Origin of the sequence: Streptomyces sp. NPDC058464, assembly GCF_042721035.1 — a bacterium.
Taxonomy (GTDB): Bacteria; Actinomycetota; Actinomycetes; order Streptomycetales; family Streptomycetaceae; genus Streptomyces.
This window is the reverse complement of sequence record NZ_JBHXMA010000003.1, coordinates 263,409-284,678: the sequence shown is the minus strand read 5'-3', so window position 1 is coordinate 284,678 and position 21,270 is coordinate 263,409. Positions and strand designations below refer to the sequence as shown.

The window sequence follows — 21,270 nt, the reverse complement described above, 5'->3', positions numbered from 1 at the left end:
CGGTATGACCACCAGGACGGCGGAAGAGCGCCAGCGCGAGATCGTGCGGGCCGCCCGGACCACCGGTTCCGTGGACGTCACCGAGCTCGCCGCGGAACTGGGCGTGGCCAAGGAGACCATCCGGCGCGATCTGCGCGCCCTGGAGGACCACGGGCTGGTGCGGCGCACCCACGGCGGCGCCTACCCGGTGGAGAGCGCCGGTTTCGAGACCACGCTCGCGTTCCGGTCGACCAGCCATGTCCCGGAGAAGCGCCGGATCGCGTCCGCCGCCGCCGAGCTGCTCGGCGACGCCGAGACCGTCTTCGTCGACGAGGGCTTCACCCCCCAGCTCATCGCCGAGGCGCTGCCCGGGGACCGGCCGCTGACCGTGGTCACCGCGTCCCTGCCGGTGGCCGGCGCGCTCGCGGAGGCCGAGAACGTCTCCGTCCTGCTGCTCGGCGGCCGGGTCCGCTCCGGCACCCTCGCCACCGTCGACCACTGGACGACGAAGATGCTCGCCGGCTTCGTCGTCGACCTCGCCTACATCGGCGCCAACGGCATCTCCCGCGAGCACGGCCTGACCACCCCCGACCCGGCGGTCAGCGAGGTGAAGGCGCAGGCGATCCGGGCCGCGCGCCGCACCGTGTTCGCCGGCGTGCACACCAAGTTCGGGGCGGTCAGCTTCTGCCGGTTCGCGGAGATCGGCGAGCTGGAGACCATCGTCACCAGCACCCTGCTGCCCGCCTCCGAGGCCCACCGCTACTCACTCCAGGGCCCCCAGGTCATCCGCGTCTGACCCACCGAGAACAGTCCCCGAGCCGCAGCACTCCACGCCCGCGTGGATCCGTTATATCCCCATAAGTTCCCCAGATCTCCCCATCAGTTTCTCCAGGAGCACCCCATGCGAACCCAGAGCCGACGAACGCCCCGCACCCTGTTCGCGGTGGCCGCCGCAGGAACGCTGACCACCTCGCTGCTCGCCGGCTGCTCGGGCGCCGGCGCGGGCGGCGGTTCCTCCGCCCACTCCATCAACGTGCTGATGGTGAACAACCCGCAGATGGTGGAGCTGCAGAAGCTCACCGCGGCCAACTTCACCAAGGACACCGGGATCAAGGTGAACTTCACCGTGCTGCCCGAGAACGACGTCCGCGACAAGATCAGCCAGGACTTCGCCAACCAGGCCGGCCAGTACGACGTCGCCACCCTCTCCAACTACGAGATCCCGATCTACGCCAAGAACAACTGGCTGGAGCCGATGGACTCGTACGTCAAGAAGGACACCGCCTTCGACCAGCAGGACATCCTCAAGCCGATGCAGCAGGCGCTCACCGCGGCCGACGGCAAGCTCTACGGCGAGCCCTTCTACGGCGAGTCGTCCTTCCTCATGTACCGCAAGGACGTCTTCCAGAAGAAGGGCCTGACCATGCCGGCCCACCCCACCTGGCAGCAGGTGGCCGACCTGGCCGCCAAGGTGGACGGCGCGGAGCCCGGCATGAAGGGCATCTGCCTGCGCGGGCTGCCCGGCTGGGGCGAGATGCTGGCGCCGCTGACCACGGTCGTCAACACCATGGGCGGCACCTGGTTCGACAAGGACTGGAAGGCCCAGCTGGACGCCCCCGAGTTCAAGAAGGCCACGCAGTTCTACGTCGACCTGGTCCGCAAGCACGGCGAGGCCGGCGCCGCCCAGTCCGGCTTCGCCGAGTGCCTGAACGACACGACCCAGGGCAAGACCGCGATGTGGTACGACGCCACCTCGGGCGCCGGTTCGCTGGAGGCCAGCGGCTCCCCGGTCAAGGGCAAGATGGGCTACGTCCCGGCGCCGGTCGACAAGACCGACAGCTCCGGCTGGCTCTACACCTGGGCGTGGGGCATCCAGAAGGCGTCCAAGAACCCGGACGACGCCTGGAAGTTCATCTCGTGGGCGTCCAGCAAGGGCTACGAGAACCTCGTGGGCGAGAAGGCGGGCTGGGCCAACGTGCCGGCCGGCAAGCGCACCTCGACGTACGACATCCCGCAGTACCGCAAGGAGGCGGCCGCCTTCGCGGACGTCACCCGGGACGCCATCGCCAGCGCCAAGCCGAACGACCCGGGTGTGCAGCCGCGGCCCGCGCCCGGCATCCAGTTCGTCGACATCCCCGAGTTCACCGACCTGGGCACCAAGGTCTCCCAGGAGATCAGCTCCGCCGTCGCCGGGCAGCAGTCCGTGGACGACGCGCTGAAGAAGGCGCAGAAGCTCGCCGAGGCCGTCGGCAAGAAGTACGAGGGATCATGACCGCCACCGCGTCTCCCCGGGTCGCCGCCGCCTCCGCGCGGCCGGCGCCCCGGCCCCCGTCCGACCGTCTGCGGGCCTGGGCCACCCGGGCCCCGCTGCTGCCCGCGCTGGTCTTCATGATCGTGGTGACCCAGCTGCCGTTCGTGGCGACCGTGGTGATCTCGTTCTTCGACTGGAACGCCCTGTATCCGAAGGACCGCCACTTCACGGGCATCGACAACTACCGCCAGGTCCTGACCGACCCGGACCTGCGCCACTCGGTGTGGACGACGGTCCTGCTGACGGTCACGGTCGTACTGGTCAGCCTGGTCCTGGGACTGGTGGTGGCGCTGCTGCTGAACCGGAGGTTCCGGGGCCGGGGCGTGGTCCGCACGCTGATGATCGCCCCGTTCCTGATCGTGCCGGTCGCGGCGGCGCTGCTCTGGAAGCACGTCCTCTACAACCCCGAGTACGGCCTGCTCAACGGCCTGCTGCACTACGTCGGCGGGCCCCAGCCGGACTGGATCTCGGACAACCCGCTGATCGCGGTCGAGGCCGCCCTGGTGTGGCAGTGGACGCCGTTCATGATGCTGATCCTGCTGGCCGGGCTGCAGAGCCGCGACCAGCAGCAGCTGGAGGCGGCCCGGGTGGACGGCGCGAGCGACTGGCAGATCTTCCGCTACCTGACCCTCCCGCACCTGCGCCGGTACCTGGAACTCGGCGGCCTGCTGGGCTCGATCTACATCGTGCAGAACTTCGACGCGGTCTTCACGATCACCTCCGGCGGCCTGGGCACCGCCAACCTTCCCTACACCGTCTACCAGAGCTTCTACCAGGCGCACGAGAACGGCCTCGCCTCGGCCGCGGGCGTCATGGTGGTCATCGGCTCGATCATCATCGCGACCTTCGCCCTGCGGGTGGTGTCGTCGCTGTTCCGCGAGGAGGTGTCCCGCGCATGAACACCGCCCTGAACGTCCTGCGGCGCAACGGACTCGGGCTGGTCGCCTGGCTGACCGGGATCGTGTTCTTCCTGCCCATCGCCTGGATGGCGCTGACGTCCTTCCACTCCGAGGCGGACGCGGCGACCAACCCGCCGTCCTTCACCGCCGGCCTCACCCTGGACAGCTACCGCGAGTTCTTCGGCGTCGGCGGCGGGGCGAGCCCGTGGCCCGCCCTGATCAACTCGGCGATGGCGTCGGTGGTCTCGACGCTCTTCGTCCTCCTGCTGGCCTTCCCGGCGGCCTACGCGCTGTCGATCCGCCGGGTGCGCAAGTGGACGGACGTGCTGTTCTTCTTCCTCTCCACGAAGATGCTGCCGGCCGTGGCGGGCCTGCTGCCGATCTACCTCTTCGCGAAGAACGCCGGGATGCTCGACAACATCTGGCTCCTGGTCATTCTCTACACGTCCATGAACCTGCCGATCGCGGTGTGGATGATGCAGTCCTTCCTCGCCGAGGTCCCGGTCGAGGTGATCGAGGCCGCGCGGGTGGACGGGGCCCGGCTGCCGACGGTCCTCGCGCGCGTGGTCGCCCCCATCTCCCTCCCGGGCGTCGCCGCCACCGCGCTGATCTGCTTCATCTTCAGCTGGAACGAACTGCTCTTCGCACGCGTGCTGACGGGCGTGGTCGCCGAGACCGCCCCCGTCTTCCTGACCGGCTTCATCACCAGCCAGGGCCTGTTCCTGGCGAAGGTGTGCGCCGCGTCGCTCGTCGTCTCCCTGCCGGTGCTCGCCGCGGGGTTCACCGCCCAGGACAAACTCGTCCAGGGCCTGTCCTTGGGAGCCGTGAAATGAAGGCCGCCGTCATCGAGTCCGTGGGCCGCGCCGTCGTCACCGAGGTCCCCGACCCGACACCGGGCCCCCGCGAGGTCGTCGTGGAGGTGGCCGCGTGCGGCCTGTGCGGCACGGACCTGCACATCCTCCAGGGCGAGTTCGCCCCCAAGCTGCCGATCGTGCCGGGCCACGAGTTCGCCGGCGAGGTGGTCGGCGTCGGCTCCCAGGTGACCGAGGTGGCGATCGGCGACCGGGTCGCGGTCGACCCGTCCCTGTACTGCCACGAGTGCCGGCAGTGCCGCAGCGGCCACAACAACCTCTGCGAGCGGTGGGCCGCGATCGGCGTGACCGTGCCGGGCGGGGCCGCGCAGTACGCGGTGGCCCCGGTCGCCAACTGCGTGAAGCTCCCCGAGCACGTCCGCACCCAGGACGCGGCGCTGATCGAGCCCCTGTCCTGCGCGGTGCGCGGCTACGACATCCTCCAGTCCCGGCTCGGCGCGCACGTCCTGATCTACGGCTCCGGGACCATGGGCCTGATGATGCTGGAGCTCGCCAAGCGGACCGGCGCGGCGAGCGTGGACGTGGTGGACCTGAACCCCGTCCGGCTGGAGACCGCCCGGCAGCTCGGCGTCTCCGGGTCCGCGGCGAACCCCGACGAACTGGACCGCCCGCAGGGCTGGGACCTGGTGATCGACGCGACCGGCAACGCGGCGGCGATCCAGGACGGCCTGGAGCGGGTCGCCAAGGCGGGCACGTTCCTCCAGTTCGGCGTCGCCGACTACGCGACCCGGGTGACGATCGACCCGTACCGCATCTACAACCAGGAGATCACCATCACCGGCTCCATGGCCGTGCTGCACAGCTACGAGCGGGCGGCCGAGCTGTTCGCGAACGGTGTCCTGGACCCGGACGTCTTCATCAGCGACCGCCTCCCGCTGGACAGCTATCCGCAGGCGCTGGAGCAGTTCGCGGCGGGCGTGGGACGGAAGATCGTCGTGATCCCCTGACCCGTTCGGGGGCCGGATCCCGGGTAAGGGAACAGTAAAGCGGGGTCGTTCGTTCACGGGGCATGACAGCTATGACCCCTGGCTCGAACATCCCTCTCGCCGTCACCCGGGTGGCGGTGGACGTCGCCGCCCCGGTGCGGCTCGACGTGTCGGGCCTGCTGCTCACGGGCGACGGCAAGGTGCGCTCCGACGACGACTTCATCTTCTACAACCAGCCGAACGGGCCGGGTGTGACGTACCGCTCCGGCGGCGGTACGTCCCCGGACGCGATCATCGTCGACACGGCCGCCGTACCGCCCGGGATCGAGAAGATCGTCGTCACCGCGAGCCCCGACGCCGCGGGCCAGACCTTCCAGGGCATCGAGCCCACGGCGACGATCCGCAACGCGGACGACGGCTCGGTGCTGGCCACCTTCACACCGCCGCAGCTGGGCACGGAGACGGCCCTGGTGGTCGTGGAGATCTATCTGCGGGGCGGCGCGTGGAAGGCCCGCGCGGTCGGCCAGGGGTACGCCGACGGGCTGGCGGGTATCGCCACGGACTTCGGCGTGACGGTGGAGGAACCGGCCCCCGCTCCGGCGGCCCCGGTGGCCCAGCCGGCCGCCCCGGTCGCCCAGCCGGCGGCACCGGTCGCCCAGCCCGCGCCCCCCGCGGCTCCCCCGGCCCCGCCCGCCCCCGGCACCGGCACCGGGAAGATCAACCTCGACAAGGGCCGGGTCAGCCTCCAGAAGAACCAGACCGTGTCCCTGGTCAAGGGCGGCCGGCCGCTGCTCTCGCAGGTCAAGATGGGTCTCGGCTGGGAGCCGGCGTTCCGTGGCAAGGACATCGACCTGGACGCCTCGGTCATCGCGTACGGCCCGCAGCGCAACCACGTCGACAGCTGCTACTTCGGCAAGCTGTCCATCCTGAACGGCGCGATCAAGCACTCCGGCGACAACCTCACCGGCGAGGGCGGCGGCGACGACGAGGTGATCGTGGTCGACCTCGGCCGGATCCCCCCGGAGGTCACCGGCCTGGTGTTCACGGTCAACTCGTTCTCCGGCCAGAAGTTCACCGAGGTCGCCAAGGCCTACTGCCGCCTCCTGCACGCCGCGAGCGGCGAGGAACTGGTCCGCTTCGACCTGACGAGCGCCGAGGCGCAGACGGGCGTGATGATGGCGAAGCTGATCCGCCAGTTCTCCGGCGAGTGGGACATGACGGCGATGGGCTCGTTCGTGAAGGCCCGGACGGTACGGAACATGGTGAAGCCGGGGGCGGAGGCGCTCTGACCCGAGTCCGGTGACGGGTGTGCGGCCGTGGGCGCTACGGCCGCAACCCCTCCGTGAGCAGTGACAGATAGCGCCGGATCTCCTTGCCCTGCCCGTCGGCCAGTTCCGAGGCCGTGGCCAGTCCGTGCGCCAGGCGCAGGATCTCGATCGGCTCGATGTCGGGGCGCAGGGTGCCCTCCGCCTTCGCCGCGTCGACCAGGCGGGTCGCCGCGCCGCGGACCGTCACACCGCAGGCCGCGACCGTGGCCGAACTGCCGTCCGTGACCGCGGAACCCAGCAGGGCCTTCAGGCCGCGCACCTCGATGGTGGCGACGCACAGTTCGTTCAGCCACTCGGTCAGCGCCGCGCCCGGCGGAAGCTCCGCGGCGATCTCGTCGGCCTTCGCCGCCAGCCCCTCCAGCCGGTCCACGAACGCGGCCTCCAGCAGCGCCTGCCGGGTCGGGAAGTGCCGGTAGAGCGTGCCGGAGCCGACGCCCGCCCGTTTGGCGATGTCGTCGAGGGACGCGTTCTCCCCCTGCTCGGAGAAGGCCTCGACGGCGACCTCCAGCAGTCGCTCGTAGTTGCGGCGAGCGTCCGCGCGCATGGGCCTGACCTGCGTCATCCAGTTACTCCTTGCGAACCGGGGACTCTCTCCGTATCTTATCGAACACTAAACGGAGACAGTCCCCGCTTACCGTCGTGCGCTCCACGGGCAGTCCGTCTGCCCGTACTTCACCATGCCCGCCGCGGGGACGCACAGACCGGGAGAACCTCATGTCCGCCCCGTCCAGCCCGTCCGCCCCGTCCACCGACGCCGGCACCCCGCCGAACTCCCCGCACCCCGCGAAGCTCGGCTCCGCCCTCCTCGTCATCGTCACCGCCTACATGATGGTCGGCGTCGACTCCACCGTGGTCAACGTCGCGCTGCCCGACATCCAGCAGGGCCTGGGGTTCAGCCGGACCGGTCTGTCCTGGGTGCTCAACGCCTACACCCTCGCCTTCGGCGGCCTGCTGCTGCTCGGCGGGCGGGTCGGCGACATCGCGGGCCGCCGTCGTACGCTCGGCGCCGGGGCGCTGCTGTTCGCGCTGTCCTCGCTGCTCGGCGGGGTCGCCGCGGAGGGCGGCTGGCTGCTCACGGCACGCGCGCTGCAGGGCGTCGGCGCCGCGCTGATCGCCCCCAGCACCCTGGCCCTGATCACCACCAACTTCCCCGAGGGCCCGCGTCGGCACCACGCGCTGAGCGTCTACTCGTCCGTGGCCGGCCTCGGCGGCTCCGCCGGCCTGGTCCTGGGCGGCATGCTCACGTCCTGGGCGTCCTGGCGCTGGGCCCTGCTCATCAACGTGCCCATCGGCATCGCCCTGTTCGTGGCCCTGCCCCGGTTCGTCGCCGAGACCCCGCGGCACGCGGGCCGCTTCGACCTCGCGGGCGCGCTGACCGGGACGGCCGGGATGACCTCGCTGGTCTACGCGTTCATCCGGGTGTCGGAGGAGGGCTGGACCGACGCCAGGTCCCTGCTCGGCTTCGGCTGCGCGGTCGCGCTGCTCCTCGGCTTCGCGCTGATCGAGTCCCGGGCCGGTCAGCCGATCATGCCGCTGCGGCTGTTCCGCGACCGGGACCGGGCGGGCGGCTATCTCACCCTCATGCTGCTGCCCGCGGGCATGTTCGGCGCCTTCTACTTCCTCACCCTGATCTGCCAGCAGGTCCTGGAGTACAGCCCGTTGCGCGCCGGGTTCGCGTTCCTGCCCATGACCCTGGCCATGTTCACGATGGTGCGGCTGCTGCCGAAGCTGCTGGCCCGCTTCGGCACCAAGCCGGTGCTGCTGACCGGCATCGCCCTGCTGATCGCCGCCGGCGGCTGGCTGTGGCGGCTGCGGCCCGGCGACGGCTACGCCGCCGGGCTGCTCGGTCCGCTGCTGCTGCTCGGCGTGGGCGTCGGCCTGAGCTTCATGCCGCTCAACGCGACGATCCTCGCCCGTATCGAGCCCCGGGAGGCAGGTGCCGCGTCCGGCCTGCTGCAGACGCTCCAGTGGCTGGGCGGCACCGTCGGACTCGCCGTCCTGGTCACGGTGTACGGCACGGCGACCAGGCACGCGACCGGCACGCCGGCGGAGATCCTCACCCAGGGCGCGGCGCGTGCCTTCGGCATCGGCGGGTTGGTCGCGGCGGGCGCGTTTCTGGTGGCGGCGTTCGTGATCACGAGCCCCCGGCGGCGAGACGCATAGACCTGCCTCTTCGTCGCCCCCGCCGTCAGGTCCCGCCCGGAAGGTGACGCGATCGGGATCGGGGCGATCCCTCCCGGCCTGCGCGAGCGGTGCCCCGCGCGCCGCTAGCCGTCACGGCCGTCGGCGTTGTCCTCGACGGCCGAACGACCTGCGTCGACCGCATGGGCCGCAAGGCGTTCGAGCGAGGCCGCTGTCCGTTCCGCGGCGGTCGTGTCACCGGCCGAGGTGAACAGCCGGTGCGCCTCGACGAGTTGGGCGCGGGCCTGGGCGGGGTCTCCGCAGTGCTCCAGGGCGGTGGCGAGGCCGGTGAGCGCACGGGCCTTGAAGCGGTCCGTGCCGCCGTGGGTGGCCGGGGCGATGACGGCCCGATAGGTCTCCACCGCATCGGACCAGTGGCGGAGAGCCAGCAGGTCACGGGCTATCTCATGGCGCAGGATCGCCTGCGCGAACTCCTGGAAACCGGGCACGTCCCCCGCGTCCGTCCCGAGCAGGCCCCGATGGACGGCCAATGCCTCCTCCGCGCGGCCGGATTCCCGTAGCGCGCTGCCCAGCAGCCGACGGGAGACCGCCAGCCCGGCCTGGTCACCGGTCGCCTCGAAGAGCCGTACGGCGTCCTCGGCGGCCCGTGCCGCCTCCGCGGGCCGGTCCAGGTGCATGCAGGCACCGGCGATGTAGACCCAGGCCCAGGCCTGCTGGCCGGTGTCACCGGCCTGTGTCGCCGACTCCAGCGCACGGCGGGCGTGTTCCTCGGTCTGCTCGAACGGTCCGCCGCGCACCGAGTACGTCCAGGCGAGGCAGTTGAGCTGGTGGGCCTCGGCCGCCCGGTCACCGAGCGCGGCGGCGGCGCGGACGCCGTAGGTGAACACGGTGCGCCACTCGGGCCAGGCGTCCCAGCGGTCGGAGAACCAGTACAGCGTGCGCGCCGTGTGGAGGATCTCCGTGAACCGCTGCGCCTCGAACATGACCTTCAACGCGCCCACCCAGTGGTCACGTTCGGTGCTGAGCCACTCCTCCGCCTCCTCGGCTGACGCGGGGGCGAAGGCGGGGGTGGCTCCCGGCCACGGCTCGGGCGCGCCAGGTGCCTCGAACCAGCGGCCCGCCGCCGAGGCCGACCGCAGCAGCCAGTCCGCCATGCGCAGGGCTGCGGCCTCGACGGGCAACGGCAGCTCCTCGGCGTGGAGTCGCTCGCGCGCGAAGAGTCGTACGAGATCGTGCAACGCGTAGCGGCCCGGCGTGGTCTCCTCCAGCAGGCCTCGCTCGACCAGCAGGTCGAGGGCGTCCTGGACCACGATCGGGTCGTCTTCGCCGGTGAGTACGGCGGCGAGGCGGGGGCCGGTGTCACGGCCGGGGAGCAGGGTGAGCCGACGCAACAGCAGCCTGCGGGGAGCGGTGAGCTGGCGGTGGGACAGAGCGAGCGCGCCGCGTACGGCCAGGTCGCCTGCGACCAGGGTGCCCAGCCGCCGTTCCTCGTCGGCGAGTTGGTCCGCCAGCCGGGCAGGGGTCCAGGCGGGGCGGCTGGAGAGGCGGTTGCCGACGATCCGCAGGGCCAGCGGGAGATGCCCGCACAGTTCCGCCAGCCGGCCGATCGCCTCCGACTGGCCGTCGGTGCGCGACGCGCCGAGGATCCGTTCCAACAGTGTCACCGACTCCCTGCCGCTGAGAGCGCCGAGCCGGATGCGCCGTACGCCCTCCAGCCCCGTCAGCGGGCGTCGGCTGGTGACGAGCACGAAACCGCCTTCCGCGTCCGGCAGCAGCGGCCTGGCCTGTGCCTCGTCGGCCGCGTCGTCGAGCACGACCAGCACCCGCCGGGTGCTGAGCGTGGCCCGGTAGACGGCCTCGCGTGCCACCGGGTCCACCGGGATCCGGTCGGGCGGATGCCCGAGCGCCGTCAGCAGCAGGACCAGTGCCTCGGCGGCGGGCAGCGGGGTGTCGCTCATGCCGTGCAACTGCACGCTGACACAGCCGTCCGGAAAGAGCTCTCCCGCCAGCCGCCGCGCGGCCTGCGCGGCGAGCGTCGTCTTGCCCTGCCCGCCCGGCCCGAAGAGGACCACCGTGCGGGCCCGGGTGCCTCGGGCGAGCGTCTCCAGATCGGCCAGTTCCTGCTCCCGCCCGGTGAAGTCCGGGACCGTGCGCAGGAGATACGGCGGCGCGGCCGGGCCACCCCGATCCCGGCCGGCGTCGGCCAGCCGCTGCAATCGCTGCCGCTGCTCGCGGTCCAGCTTCAGGGCGACGGCGAGCGCGTCGACGGTGCGGCGCTGCGGCCCACGGCTGCGGCCGCGTTCCATGTCGCCCAGCGCCCGGACGCTGACACCGGACGCCTGCGACAACTCCTCCAGGGTCAGCCGGGCCGCCCGGCGCAGAGAACGCACCATCGCACCGAACGCGGTGGCGCCTTGGGACACATCGGATGAGGAAAGTCTGGTCATCACGACAATTAGAACAAGCGCTCTCTACTTCCGCCTGCGCTTCTGCCTGGCAGCGGCCCCGCACCGGTGGTGTGCTGGACTCTCCGAACAACCCGAGAAAGGCCCAACCGCCATGCCGTACATCACCGTTGGCGAAGAGAACAGCGCACCGATCGAGCTCTACTACGAGGACCACGGCACCGGACAGCCCGTCGTGCTGATCCACGGGTACCCGCTCGACGGCCACTCCTGGGAGAAGCAGCTGCCGGTCCTGCTGGGGGCCGGACACCGCGTCGTCACCTACGACCGCCGCGGTTTCGGCCGCTCCTCCCAGCCGACCACGGGCTACGACTACGACACCTTCGCCGCAGACCTCGACAAGGTGCTCACCGCGCTCGATCTGACGGACGCAGTCCTGGTCGGTTTCTCGATGGGGACCGGCGAAGTGGGCCGCTACCTGGGCAAGTACGGCTCCGGCCGGGTCGCCAAGGCGGTCTTCCTGGCCTCGCTCGAACCCTTCCTGCTCAAGACCGACGACAACCCGACCGGTGTCGACCAGGCGGTCTTCGACGGCATCCTGGACTCGGTCGGCAAGGACCGGTACGCCTACTTCACCGCGTTCTACCAGGACTTCTACAACCTCGACGAGACGCTGGGCAGCCGGATCAGCGAGGAGGCCGTCCGCAACAGCTGGAACGTGGCGGCCGGCGCCTCCGCCCACGCGTCCGCGGCCTGCGTGCCGACGTGGATCACCGACTTCCGCGCCGACGTGGCGAAGGTCGACGTCCCGGCGCTGATCCTGCACGGCACCGGGGATCGCATCCTGCCGATCGACGCGACCGGACGTCCGTTCCACGCGCTGCTGCCGTCGGCCGAGTACGTGGAGATCGAGGGCGCCCCGCACGGTCTGCTGTGGACACACGCCGAAGAGGTGAACGCCGCGCTGCTGTCGTTCCTCGCCAAGTAGGGTCTCGCCCGCCGTTACCGCGACAGCCCTGGAAGCGGTCGCCTAGAACAGCGCGCTGTACGCGTTCAGTGCCGGCTGCCCGCCCAGGTGGGCGTAGAGCACCGTCGAGTCGGCGCCGATCTCACCCCGCTCCACCAGGTCCACCATCCCCGCCATCGACTTGCCCTCGTACACCGGGTCGGTGACCATGCCCTCGGTGCGGGCGGCGAGGCGCATCGCCGCCAGGGTGGTGTCGTCCGGGATGCCGTAGATCCCCGCGTGGTAGCGGTCGTCCAGCTCCACGGTCAACTCGCCCTTGACGCCGATGAGTTCGCCGGTGCGCCGGGCGATCCGGGCGACCTGTTCGCGGGTCTCGGCGGGCTTGGCCGAGGCGTCTATGCCGATGACCCGGCGCTCGCGGCCGCCCGCCTCCTGCAGGGCGCCGAACCCGGCGACCATGCCGGCCTGCGTCGACCCGGTCACCGAGCAGACCACGACCGTGTCGAAGAAGACCCCCAGCTGCTGCTCCTGCTCGGCGACTTCGTACGCCCAGTTGGCGAAGCCGAGGCCGCCGAGCGGGTGGTCGGAGGCGCCGGCCGGGATGGCGTACGGCTTGCCGCCCGACTCCTCGACCTCGCGCAGCGCCAGTTCCCAGCTCTCCTTGAACCCGATACCGAACCCGGCGCGCACGAGACGTACGTCGGCTCCCGCGAGCCTGCTGATGAGAATGTTGCCCACCTTGTCGTACACGGAGTCCGGCCACTCCACCCAGCTCTCCTGCACCAGCACGCACTTGAGTCCGACGCGGGCAGCCACCGCGGCGACCTGGCGGGTGTGGTTGGACTGCACCCCGCCGATGGAGACGAGGGTGTCGCAGCCCTTGGCGAGCGCGTCCGCGACCAGGTACTCCAGCTTGCGCGTCTTGTTCCCGCCGTACGCGATCCCGGAGTTGCAGTCCTCCCGCTTGGCCCACAGCGCGGCGCCGCCGAGGTGGGCGGTGAGGCGCTCCAGGGGGTGCACGGGCGAGGGGCCGAAGAGGAGGGGGTAACGGTCGTAGGCGGAGAGGGACATGGGCTGCCTCCTGGTGGCGTGGTCAGTCGGTGGTGTCGGCGTCGGCCAGGTCGGACAGGGTGCGCCAGATGTCGGCGGTGACCTGGACCGCCGCCTCCGGGTCGCCGGCCGCGCACGCCTCGATGAGCCGTTCGTGCAGGCCGGGCGAGCGGCAGGAGCCGCCCTCGCCGAAGCGGCGGCGCTCCAGGCGGCGGATGAGCGGGGTGTAGCGGGCGACGGTGGCGGCGGCCGCGCGGTTACCGGCCACCCGGACCAGGACGTCGTGCAGTTCGTCGTCGGCGCGAAGGGCCTCGTCGACGTCGCCCGCCTGCACGGCGGCGGCGAAGCGGACGTTGGACACGCGCATCTCGTCCAGGTCCGCGTCCCGCAGCCGGGGTACGGCGGCCCGGGTGACCAGTTCGTGCATGGCGCCGACCACGGCCGCCGCATCCCGTACCTCGGCGGCCACGACCGGGGTGACCCGGGTGTAGCTCTGCGGCTTGCTCTCCAGGAGCCCCTCGTCTACGAGGCGCGCGAACGCCTCCCGCACGGGCGCCCGGGACAGCCCGAGCCGCTCCGCGAGTTCGGCGTCACGCACCACCGCGCCGGGTTCGATCTCCCCGGCCACGATGGCGTCCCGGATCGCGGCGTAGGCGCGGTCGCGGAGCAGGGTGCGGGGAACGGGCCGTAGGGCTTCCATAACTGAAATGTTAGATATCAGTGAACCCACGGACAAGAGGCACGGGCACACGAAAGTGGCCCGCACCCCCCCGTGAAGGTGCGGGCCACGCTCATCGGCCGGCGGTCAGGCCGCCGTCTCCCACGGCCAGTCGGCGTCCTGGGCCGCCTCCAGCAGCGGGACCGTCCGGAAGGCCGCGTCCGTGAGGCCGCCGAAGGTGTGCCGGTTGCCCTTGCCGGACGGGCCGTGGCCCGCCCGGTAGCCGGCCAGGTTCCAGGTGTAGACCGGGATGTGCGCCGGGACCTGCTGGGTCGGGTCGCCGTGCCGGCTGTACGCGTACTGCTCGTCGGTGACGATCAGCACCCGGTCCTGCCCCCGGTAGTGCGAGCGGATCGCCGAGACGGTGTCGGTGCCGCCCAGGTCGCCGAAGCGGCCGAGGATCTTCAGCACCGACTCGCGCCGCTCGAAGCCCAGCCGCCTGCTCGTCGTACCGAACTCGACGAGGTCCGCGTCCGCCGCCCGCAGCGCGAGCGCCGTGCCGAAGATCGCCGCCGCGTCGGCCCGGTTGAGCTCCGAGCGCTCGGAGAGCCGCGAGTAGAACATCGAACCCGACCGGTCCACGAGCACCAGCGTCCGCCCGGGCAGCGCGGGCACGTTGGCCAGCGAGTGGCCGAGCGCCCGCTCCAGCGGGTAGGACCAGCGCAGCGACGGCGCGTGCTGGTACGCGGCGAGGTACCGGAACGGGAACTGCCGCGACCGCGCCACCTCCGCCGGGTCGCTGATCCGCGCCGCGACCTGCGCGGCGACCTCGTCCGAGACCCCCGCCTCGTCGAAGTTGCGCAGGTTGCGGACGAGCGCCATGGTCCCCATGGACGGGATGACCGCCTCCCAGGCGGCCTTGTCCATCGGGCCCTGGAGCCAGCCGGCCAGCGCCTCCCAGGTGAGACCGGCCGCCGCGAGCCGCTCGGCGCCACCGGGCTCGGTGACGGCCGACCGGCGGCGCGCGACGGGCAGCGCCATCAGCTCGCGGTGCGCGCCGAGCACCGGGCTCGACGCGGGCGGTACCGCGGTGTCGGGGTTGTGCCGCCGGTCCAGCGCGTACCGGAACAGCTCGCCCTGCCACGGCTTGTCCGGGTCCGGCGCCGCGTGCACCAGGTTGAGGATGTCGCCGAAGCGGTACCCCTTGGACGCGGTGTCGTACTTGAGCAGCGACTTGCCGTGGTACAGCCGCCGTACGGCGTCGGCGATCCCCCGCTTGACGGGCTTGGGAACGGCACGGCCGTACGTCGCCGTCCAGTAGGCGAGCAGCTCGCCGGGCTCGTCGGGCCGCTGGAGCACGGAGGCGACGACCTGACGGTTCGACGGACCGTCGGTGGCGCCGACCGCCAGCCGGGCATGCACGTACTCCGCGGCGCCGACGATCGAGGCGGTCCGCATGTTGCCCTCGCCGCGCAGCCAGCCGAGCAGACCGGCCGTCCACTCCGGGTCGGCGACGGCGCGCTCGCGCACGAGCTCGGCGAACCGGTTGTCACGGTCCGCGCCGGACTCGTAGAAGGTCTGCTGCGAGACGAAGTTGGCGACGGCGAGCAGGAAGAGCTGGGACCGCGCGTCCCGCTCCCGGCCGCGGCCGCCCTCGTAGGTACGGAGCACGCGTCCGGTGGAGGTGACCCGCGAAACGGGCTGCGCCCGGGCCGCCTTGGTGTTGAATCGCGCCATGGTGAATTCCCCCCGAATTCATTGGAGTTTCGGAGGAGACGCGGCAGAAGGAGGGTGTCCGAGGTCGAAGTCGACTGCGGTGCTTATAAACTGGCGCGTCTTCCGTTCCGCCACATCGACCCCGAGCCGATGACGGGATTCGAACCCGCATGAGAGTTTCCCCCCACCAGTTCCCGAAGTATCCGCTGCCTGCGCACCGGACACCCACCATGAGCTGCGCCTCCCGAGTTCAAGAGCACACGCACCGGGAGGTGCATGAAGTTTTTGGTGTCCAGAGATCGAAATCGGCGGAACCGACGTAGGTGCTCTAACCCCTGAGCTACACCGGCACGTTGTACCGGTGGCGGGACTCGAACCCGCGGCCGCCCCATTATGAGTGGAAGTAGGTCCTGCCTTCGCACCTGGACAGGCACAACTTTAGGAGGCGGGCCGCGGGCCGAGCGAGTGAATTAACTATCCGCGCTGCTGGCGCTTCCAGGGCCCCGTGATCGCGAGCATGATGCCCGGGGTCTGGATGTTGGCGTACAGGGTCCGGCCGTCGGGCGAGAAGGTGACGCCGGTGAACTCGCTGTACTCGGGCTCCTCTTCGGTGCCGGCGTTCAGTTCGTTGCGGGCGATGGGATAGGTACGGCCGCTCTCGGTGGCGCCGAACAGGTGCTGGAGACCCTCGCCGTCCTCGGCGATGACGAGACCGCCGTACGGGGAGACGGTGATGTTGTCCGGGCCGTCGAAGTCGCCCTCCACGGACGGGTCCGGGTTGACGCCGATGCGGACCTTGAGCGTGAGGGTGCGGCGCTTGGGGTCGTAGAACCAGACCGAGCCGTCGTGCTGGACGGGGCTCTCCGCGCGGGCGTACGAGGAGACGATGTACACGCCGCCGTCGCCCCACCACATGCCCTCCAGCTTGCGGGCGCGGGTGACCTGCCCGGTGCTGAACTGCTTGCGGACGGAGGTGGTCCTGGCGTCGCGGTCCGGGACGTCCACCCAGTCGACGCCGTAGACCGTGCCGATCTTCGTGGCGCGGGAGAGGTCGTCGACGAACTGGCCGCCGGAGTCGAAGCACTTGAACGCCTGGAGCGTGCCGGCGTCGTCGGCGAGGGTGCGCAGCCTGCCGCGGCCGTGGTGGAAGTGCTCGGGCGGGGTCCAGCGGTAGAGCAGGCCGTTGGGGTTGGAGGCGTCCTCGGTCAGGTAGAGGTGGCCGCGCTTGGGGTCGACGACGACGGCCTCGTGGGCGTAGCGGCCCAGCGCCTTGACGGGCTTGGGGTTCCTGTTCGCCCGGCGGTCCTCGGGGTCGACCTCGAAGACGTAGCCGTGGTCCTTGGTGAAGCCGTTGGTGCCGGTCTTGTCCTCGGTCTCCTCGCAGGTCAGCCAGGTGCCCCACGGGGTGTTGCCGCCCGCGCAGTTGGTGGCGGTGCCGGCGATGCCGACCCACTCGGCGACGTGCCCGCCGGGGCGGACCTCGACGACGGTGCAGCCTCCGGCGGCGGCCGGGTCGTAGACGAGGCCCTCGGTGAGCGGAACCGGGTACGGCCAGTTGGCGCGGGGGCCGGCCAGCTCGTGGTTGTTGACGAGGAGGGTGGCGCCGCGCGGGCCGTCGAAGGTGGAGGTGCCGTCGTGGTTGGAGGGGGTGAACTCGCCCGACTCCAGCTTGGTCTTGCCGCTGTAGGTGATGACGCGGTACTTGAAGCCGGCGGGGAGCGCGAGGATGCCGTCCGGGTCGGGGAGCAGCGGCCCGTAGCCGACACCGCCGTGTCCGTGCCCGTGCGCCGCCTCGGTCGCGTCGGCCGCCTCGGTCTCGGTGACGGCGAGGGCGTTGGGGGCGGTGGCGAGCGCGCCAACGCTGCCGGCCAGCGCGACACCGGCACCGGTGATCGCGGATTTCCTTGTGAAGTCCCTGCGGGTGAGCGACATGGTGTCTCCTGTGACGGTCGGAGTGCCGTGGAGGGTGGCGGACCTCAACTCGGCGCACACGCTCCCGCCCACCCCTGAACGCCGGTTGAACGCAGGGCGACATCACGGTCGCCCGTTCCATGAATCCGTAATCACCACCCCACAACAACCAAAAGCCCCACCCAAGAAACACACCCCAGAGGTCAACGTTTCCCCCACCCGCGGGACGGAGTCCCCCACCGACGCCTGCCCCTCCCCACCACACAGCCGCCGCCCACCGCACGGCCTGTCTCCACCGCCCGGCCTGTCTGCAGCGCGCGGCCTCATGGCCGCATGGCCTCTTCGCCGCAAGGCCTCTTCGCCGCCGCGCAGCTCTTCTCAACCGCTCGTTTTCTTCACCGCCACCGGAACCCTTTTCCGCCGCGACGGCGCCCAGCCCACACGGCGGCACCCGGCGGTGCCCAACCCCCCGTACACCACCGCCCCTTCGGCGCTACCCCCCGTGCTGCGACCGCGCCTTGAACGCCGCCTTGCGGGCCTCCTTGGCCACCTTCTTGTCGGGGTGGAGGCGGCCCATCGCCTCGAGGACGTCGGCCGTGTCCGGGTGGCCGACCCGCCACGCCTCGGCGAAGAAGCCGCTGTGCTGCTGGGCCAGGCCCTCCACCAGCGCCTGCAGCTCCTCGGAGTTCCCTTCGGCGGCCAGCTGCGCAGCCACCGTGTCGATGGTCAGCCAGAAGATCATGTCCTGGGAGGGCGCCGGCACGTCGGCGGCGCCGCGTTCGGCCAGCCAGACCCTCGCCAGGCCGCCCAGCTCGGGGTCGTCGAGGACCTCGCGGAGGGCGGGCTCGGCCTCGGCGCCGAGCAGCGACAGCGCCTGCTGGCAGCGCAGCCGCCGCAGCGGGGCACCCGCGTCCGCACCACGCGCCGCGGCCAGCAGCTCCCGGGCCGCGGCGAGGGACTCCCGGCGGGCCAGCCACTGCTCGGTCTCGGCCTGCGCGGCCCCCTGCGGAAACGTCGCCGTCCCGTCGAGCAGCGCGTCCGCGCCCTTGTCGGCGAGCTCCCCGACCGCCGGCGCCACGAAGCCCGCCTCCAGCAGCCGCGCCCGCAGCCCGTACGCGCCGAGCGGGGTCAGCCGTACCATGCCGTACCGGGAGACGTCGGTCTCGTCGACCGGCCCCGCCGCCGGCTCCTCCTCCGCGTCGGCCATCAGTGCCTCGTCGACCGGCTGGTACTCGACGAGCCCGACCGGCTCCAGCAGCCGGAACTGGTCGTCGAGCCGCATCATCGCGTCGGAGACCTGTTCGAGGACGTCGTTGGTCGGCTCCCCCATGTCGCTGGGCACGATCATCGACGCGGCGAGCGCGGGCAGCGGCACCGGCGCCTCGCCGGGACCGCCCTCGCTCACGGTCAGCAGGTACAGGTTGCCGAGGACGCCGTCGAGGAAGTCCGCCTCCCCCTCGGGGTCCCAGCCGAGTGACGAGAAATCGACCTCGCCGCCCTCGTCGAGCGCATCGACAATTCCATCCAGGTCGGGCACGCTCGCGTCGGCGATCACGGTCTCCAGCGCGGCCTGCCACACCGCGAGGACGTCGTGCGGCGAGCCCCCGGTGAGCAGCGCCAGTTCCTCCCCCGCCACCACCGTGCCGGCCTCCTCGTCGGCGATCTCGACGAGCCCGGCGTCCACGGCGACCCGCCAGGCCTCACCGGCGTAGGCGACGGCGTCGTCCCCGGCGAGTCCGAGCGCCTCGGCCGCGGCCGGGAGCTGCTCCTCGACCAGCTCACCGCCCGCGTCCACCCGGGTGTCGGGACCGGCCCAGCGGGCGAGCCGGGCGGCCCGGGCGAGCAACGGTGTGGACAGTGCGGCGTGCGCCAGCTCCGCTTCGGAACGCAACCGCACCGGGGGCAGGGGGGCGCTGTCAGACATCGGCTGGTTCTCCTCGGACGCCTCAACGGTCGTACGGCGACATGGACACCGTATCGACGGCCGTACGAGCACCTGGACGCCGTACGGCTCAGCCGCTCAGCCTAGACGGATTTCCACCCATGCCGCCCGGTTCATCTCCCCGCCGGGCCCCGTACATGGCTGAAACCTTGACAACTGCCTTGATCAGGCAGGAGATTGACGCGCGTAGAAAACGGGGGGACAACTGTTCACTCGGTATCTACGCGTGTCATATACGCGTCACATGACGTACATGAACGTGTCATGAACGCTCCATAAACCGCCCTCGTCCCGGCGCTTCCGTATGTCCCCGGAGGGATTCCCTTGCCGAGCAGGTCTTCCGCGCGTCTCGCCGCGCTCACCGTCGCCGCCGTCTGCAGCGCGGCGTCCACCGTCGCCCTCACCTCGCCCGCCCAGGCCGACGGGCTGCGTATCCACGACATCCAGGGCAGCACGCGCACCTCGCCGTACGCCGGCCAGAAGGTGACGGACGTCCCCGGCATCGTCACGGGCACGCGCACCTACGGCTCCTCCAGAGGTTTCTGGCTCCAGGATCCGACGCCGGACGCCAACCCGGCCACCAGCGAGGGCGTCTTCGTCTTCACCAGCTCCACCCCGAAGGTCGCGGTCGGCGACTCCGTCACGGTCACCGGCACGGTCTCCGAGTACGTCCCGGGCGGCGCCTCCACCGGCAACCAGTCGCTGACCGAGATCACCAAGCCGACGATCACCACCGTCTCCACCGGCAACGCGGTCCCGGCGCCGGTCGTGATCGACAAGAAGTCGGTGCCGAGCGCGTACACCCCCACGGGTGACACGGCCGCGAGCAATTCGATCAACGGCCTGACCCTGCAGCCGAAGAAGTACGCCCTGGACTACTACGAGTCCCTGGAGGGCATGAACGTCCAGGTCAAGGACGCCCGCGTGGTCACCGCGACCGACCCGTACGCCGAGCTGTGGGTCACGGTGAAGCCGCACGAGAACCGCACCAACCGCGGCGGCTCGCTCTACCGCTCCTACCGCGACCAGAACACCGGCCGCCTGCAGATCCAGTCCCTCGGTTCGACCGCCGACTTCCCGGTGGCGAACGTCGGCGACACCCTGACCGGCGCCACGACCGGCCCGATGGACTACAACCAGTACGGCGGCTACACCCTCGTCGCGAGCTCGCTGGGCACCCTGAAGAGCGGCGGCCTGCAGCGCGAGACGACGAAGAAGCAGTCGCACGGCGAGCTGGCGGTGGCGACCTACAACGTCGAGAACCTCGACCCCTCGGACGGCACCTTCGCCGCGCACGCCGCCGCGATCGTGAACAACCTCCAGTCGCCCGACATCGTGTCCCTGGAGGAGATCCAGGACAACAACGGCGCGACGGACGACGGCACGGTCGCCGCCGACGTGACGGTCAACAAGCTGATCGACGCGATCGTGGCGGCCGGCGGCCCGAAGTACCAGTGGCGTTCCATCAACCCGGTCAACGACCAGGACGGCGGCGAGCCCGGCGGCAACATCCGCCAGGTCTTCCTGTTCAACCCGGAGCGGGTCTCCTTCGTCGACCGCGCGGGCGGCGACTCCACCACCGCGGTGGGCGTCACCAAGGTGAACGGCAAGGCCCAGCTGACGGCCTCCCCCGGCCGCGTCGACCCGGCGAACTCCGCCTGGACGACCAGCCGCAAGCCGCTCGCCGGTGAGTTCGTCTTCCAGGGCAAGACGGTCTTCGTGATCGCCAACCACCTCAACTCCAAGGGCGGCGACCAGGGGCTGACCTCGCAGTACCAGCCGGTGGTGCGCAGCTCGGAGACCCAGCGCCACGCGCAGGCGACGCTGGTCAACGCGTTCGTCAAGAACATCCTCGCCGTCCAGAAGGACGCCGAGGTCATCGCGCTCGGCGACATGAACGACTTCGACTTCTCCGGCACCACCAAGATCCTGGAGAAGGGCGGCGCGCTCTGGTCGGCGATCCAGTCGCTGCCGACGAAGGAGCGCTACACCTACGACTACCAGGGCAACGAGCAGGTCCTGGACCAGATCCTGATCAGCAAGCAGATCCGCAGCAAGGGCGACTTCGCGTACGACAGCGTGCACATCAACTCGGAGTTCCACGACCAGATCAGCGACCACGACCCGCAGGTGCTGCGCTTCCGCCCGTAAGCGGTCGGCCGTG

Annotated in this window: 16 protein-coding genes; 9 read left to right on the top strand and 7 right to left on the bottom strand. The window is 71.1% G+C overall.

The genetic code is table 11. The annotated features are described in order from the left end of the window. Positions 1-4 precede the first annotated feature (4 nt). From ACFWPQ_RS06380 to ACFWPQ_RS06355, 6 genes are all read left to right on the top strand, one after another. Positions 5-775 carry a DeoR/GlpR family DNA-binding transcription regulator gene (locus ACFWPQ_RS06380; protein WP_384030504.1) on the top strand — a complete coding sequence of 257 codons (771 nt, stop codon included), beginning with the start codon at positions 5-7 and terminating at the stop codon, positions 773-775. A gap of 105 nt (positions 776-880) precedes the next feature. Further along, positions 881-2,251 (top strand): ABC transporter substrate-binding protein, encoded by a 1,371-nt coding sequence (locus ACFWPQ_RS06375; RefSeq protein ID WP_384030502.1) that lies wholly within the window; start codon positions 881-883, stop codon positions 2,249-2,251. Then, on the top strand, positions 2,248-3,189 hold the full coding sequence (locus tag ACFWPQ_RS06370) for a carbohydrate ABC transporter permease (RefSeq protein WP_384030500.1): 942 nt from the start codon (positions 2,248-2,250) through the stop codon (positions 3,187-3,189). The genes ACFWPQ_RS06375 and ACFWPQ_RS06370 overlap by 4 nt, the downstream gene beginning before the upstream one ends. After that, positions 3,186-4,022, top strand: a complete 837-nt coding sequence (locus ACFWPQ_RS06365) for a carbohydrate ABC transporter permease (RefSeq protein ID WP_384030498.1) — start codon at positions 3,186-3,188, stop codon at positions 4,020-4,022. The genes ACFWPQ_RS06370 and ACFWPQ_RS06365 overlap by 4 nt, the downstream gene beginning before the upstream one ends. Further along, a complete protein-coding gene (locus ACFWPQ_RS06360; protein ID WP_384030496.1) occupies positions 4,019-5,008 on the top strand; it encodes a zinc-dependent alcohol dehydrogenase family protein in 990 nt (329 codons plus the stop codon). Before ACFWPQ_RS06365 ends, ACFWPQ_RS06360 begins: the two co-directional genes overlap by 4 nt. 71 nt (positions 5,009-5,079) lie before the next feature. After that, positions 5,080-6,276 carry a TerD family protein gene (locus tag ACFWPQ_RS06355; protein ID WP_384030754.1) on the top strand — a complete coding sequence of 399 codons (1,197 nt, stop codon included), beginning with the start codon at positions 5,080-5,082 and terminating at the stop codon, positions 6,274-6,276. A gap of 34 nt (positions 6,277-6,310) precedes the next feature. Here ACFWPQ_RS06355 and ACFWPQ_RS06350 read toward each other — a convergent pair whose 3' ends face one another. Then, positions 6,311-6,877: a TetR/AcrR family transcriptional regulator gene (locus tag ACFWPQ_RS06350; protein WP_384030494.1), complete on the bottom strand. Its 567-nt coding sequence runs from the start codon at positions 6,875-6,877 to the stop codon at positions 6,311-6,313. 152 nt (positions 6,878-7,029) lie between these two features. On the opposite strand from ACFWPQ_RS06350, the gene ACFWPQ_RS06345 reads away from it, so the two are divergent. After that, positions 7,030-8,478 carry an MFS transporter gene (locus ACFWPQ_RS06345; RefSeq protein WP_384030492.1) on the top strand — a complete coding sequence of 483 codons (1,449 nt, stop codon included), beginning with the start codon at positions 7,030-7,032 and terminating at the stop codon, positions 8,476-8,478. 104 nt (positions 8,479-8,582) lie between these two features. Here the strand turns inward: ACFWPQ_RS06345 and ACFWPQ_RS06340 are convergent, their stop codons facing one another. Then, a complete protein-coding gene (locus ACFWPQ_RS06340; protein ID WP_384030490.1) occupies positions 8,583-10,904 on the bottom strand; it encodes an NB-ARC domain-containing protein in 2,322 nt (773 codons plus the stop codon). Between the two features lie 112 nt (positions 10,905-11,016). On the opposite strand from ACFWPQ_RS06340, the gene ACFWPQ_RS06335 reads away from it, so the two are divergent. Beyond that, the gene (locus ACFWPQ_RS06335) at positions 11,017-11,850 is read left to right on the top strand and encodes an alpha/beta fold hydrolase (RefSeq protein ID WP_384030488.1); all 834 of its coding nucleotides are present in this window, start codon (positions 11,017-11,019) and stop codon (positions 11,848-11,850) included. A gap of 42 nt (positions 11,851-11,892) precedes the next feature. On the opposite strand, the gene ACFWPQ_RS06330 is transcribed toward ACFWPQ_RS06335, so the two are convergent. The 5 genes from ACFWPQ_RS06330 to ACFWPQ_RS06310 all read right to left on the bottom strand — a co-directional run bounded on the left by ACFWPQ_RS06330 (position 11,893) and on the right by ACFWPQ_RS06310 (position 19,088). Next, on the bottom strand, positions 11,893-12,900 hold the full coding sequence (locus ACFWPQ_RS06330) for a 1-aminocyclopropane-1-carboxylate deaminase (RefSeq protein WP_384030486.1): 1,008 nt from the start codon (positions 12,898-12,900) through the stop codon (positions 11,893-11,895). A 22-nt stretch (positions 12,901-12,922) separates the two neighbouring features. Beyond that, a complete protein-coding gene (locus ACFWPQ_RS06325) occupies positions 12,923-13,579 on the bottom strand; it encodes a GntR family transcriptional regulator (protein ID WP_384030484.1) in 657 nt (218 codons plus the stop codon). 105 nt (positions 13,580-13,684) lie between these two features. After that, positions 13,685-15,274, bottom strand: coding sequence for a TROVE domain-containing protein (locus ACFWPQ_RS06320; protein WP_384030482.1), 1,590 nt, complete (start codon positions 15,272-15,274; stop codon positions 13,685-13,687). A gap of 453 nt (positions 15,275-15,727) precedes the next feature. Next, positions 15,728-17,185 carry an alkaline phosphatase PhoX gene (locus ACFWPQ_RS06315; protein ID WP_384030480.1) on the bottom strand — a complete coding sequence of 486 codons (1,458 nt, stop codon included), beginning with the start codon at positions 17,183-17,185 and terminating at the stop codon, positions 15,728-15,730. Positions 17,186-17,657: 472 nt separating this feature from the next. Next, positions 17,658-19,088 (bottom strand): hypothetical protein, encoded by a 1,431-nt coding sequence (locus ACFWPQ_RS06310; RefSeq protein ID WP_384030478.1) that lies wholly within the window; start codon positions 19,086-19,088, stop codon positions 17,658-17,660. Positions 19,089-19,430: 342 nt separating this feature from the next. On the opposite strand from ACFWPQ_RS06310, the gene ACFWPQ_RS06305 reads away from it, so the two are divergent. Next, positions 19,431-21,257: an endonuclease/exonuclease/phosphatase family protein gene (locus ACFWPQ_RS06305; RefSeq protein WP_384030476.1), complete on the top strand. Its 1,827-nt coding sequence runs from the start codon at positions 19,431-19,433 to the stop codon at positions 21,255-21,257. The last annotated feature ends 13 nt before the right edge of the window (positions 21,258-21,270 follow it).

What these genes read in the sequence shown, in the direction of transcription:
- ACFWPQ_RS06380 (WP_384030504.1), top strand. Translation starts at nt 5, where the DNA reads ATGACCACCAGGACGGCGGAAGAGCGCCAGCGCGAGATCGTGCGGGCC.
- ACFWPQ_RS06375 (WP_384030502.1), top strand. Translation starts at nt 881, where the DNA reads ATGCGAACCCAGAGCCGACGAACGCCCCGCACCCTGTTCGCGGTGGCC.
- ACFWPQ_RS06370 (WP_384030500.1), top strand. Translation starts at nt 2,248, where the DNA reads ATGACCGCCACCGCGTCTCCCCGGGTCGCCGCCGCCTCCGCGCGGCCG.
- ACFWPQ_RS06365 (WP_384030498.1), top strand. Translation starts at nt 3,186, where the DNA reads ATGAACACCGCCCTGAACGTCCTGCGGCGCAACGGACTCGGGCTGGTC.
- ACFWPQ_RS06360 (WP_384030496.1), top strand. Translation starts at nt 4,019, where the DNA reads ATGAAGGCCGCCGTCATCGAGTCCGTGGGCCGCGCCGTCGTCACCGAG.
- ACFWPQ_RS06355 (WP_384030754.1), top strand. Translation starts at nt 5,080, where the DNA reads ATGACCCCTGGCTCGAACATCCCTCTCGCCGTCACCCGGGTGGCGGTG.
- ACFWPQ_RS06350 (WP_384030494.1), bottom strand. Translation starts at nt 6,877, where the DNA reads ATGACGCAGGTCAGGCCCATGCGCGCGGACGCTCGCCGCAACTACGAG.
- ACFWPQ_RS06345 (WP_384030492.1), top strand. Translation starts at nt 7,030, where the DNA reads ATGTCCGCCCCGTCCAGCCCGTCCGCCCCGTCCACCGACGCCGGCACC.
- ACFWPQ_RS06340 (WP_384030490.1), bottom strand. Translation starts at nt 10,904, where the DNA reads ATGACCAGACTTTCCTCATCCGATGTGTCCCAAGGCGCCACCGCGTTC.
- ACFWPQ_RS06335 (WP_384030488.1), top strand. Translation starts at nt 11,017, where the DNA reads ATGCCGTACATCACCGTTGGCGAAGAGAACAGCGCACCGATCGAGCTC.
- ACFWPQ_RS06330 (WP_384030486.1), bottom strand. Translation starts at nt 12,900, where the DNA reads ATGTCCCTCTCCGCCTACGACCGTTACCCCCTCCTCTTCGGCCCCTCG.
- ACFWPQ_RS06325 (WP_384030484.1), bottom strand. Translation starts at nt 13,579, where the DNA reads ATGGAAGCCCTACGGCCCGTTCCCCGCACCCTGCTCCGCGACCGCGCC.
- ACFWPQ_RS06320 (WP_384030482.1), bottom strand. Translation starts at nt 15,274, where the DNA reads ATGGCGCGATTCAACACCAAGGCGGCCCGGGCGCAGCCCGTTTCGCGG.
- ACFWPQ_RS06315 (WP_384030480.1), bottom strand. Translation starts at nt 17,185, where the DNA reads ATGTCGCTCACCCGCAGGGACTTCACAAGGAAATCCGCGATCACCGGT.
- ACFWPQ_RS06310 (WP_384030478.1), bottom strand. Translation starts at nt 19,088, where the DNA reads ATGTCTGACAGCGCCCCCCTGCCCCCGGTGCGGTTGCGTTCCGAAGCG.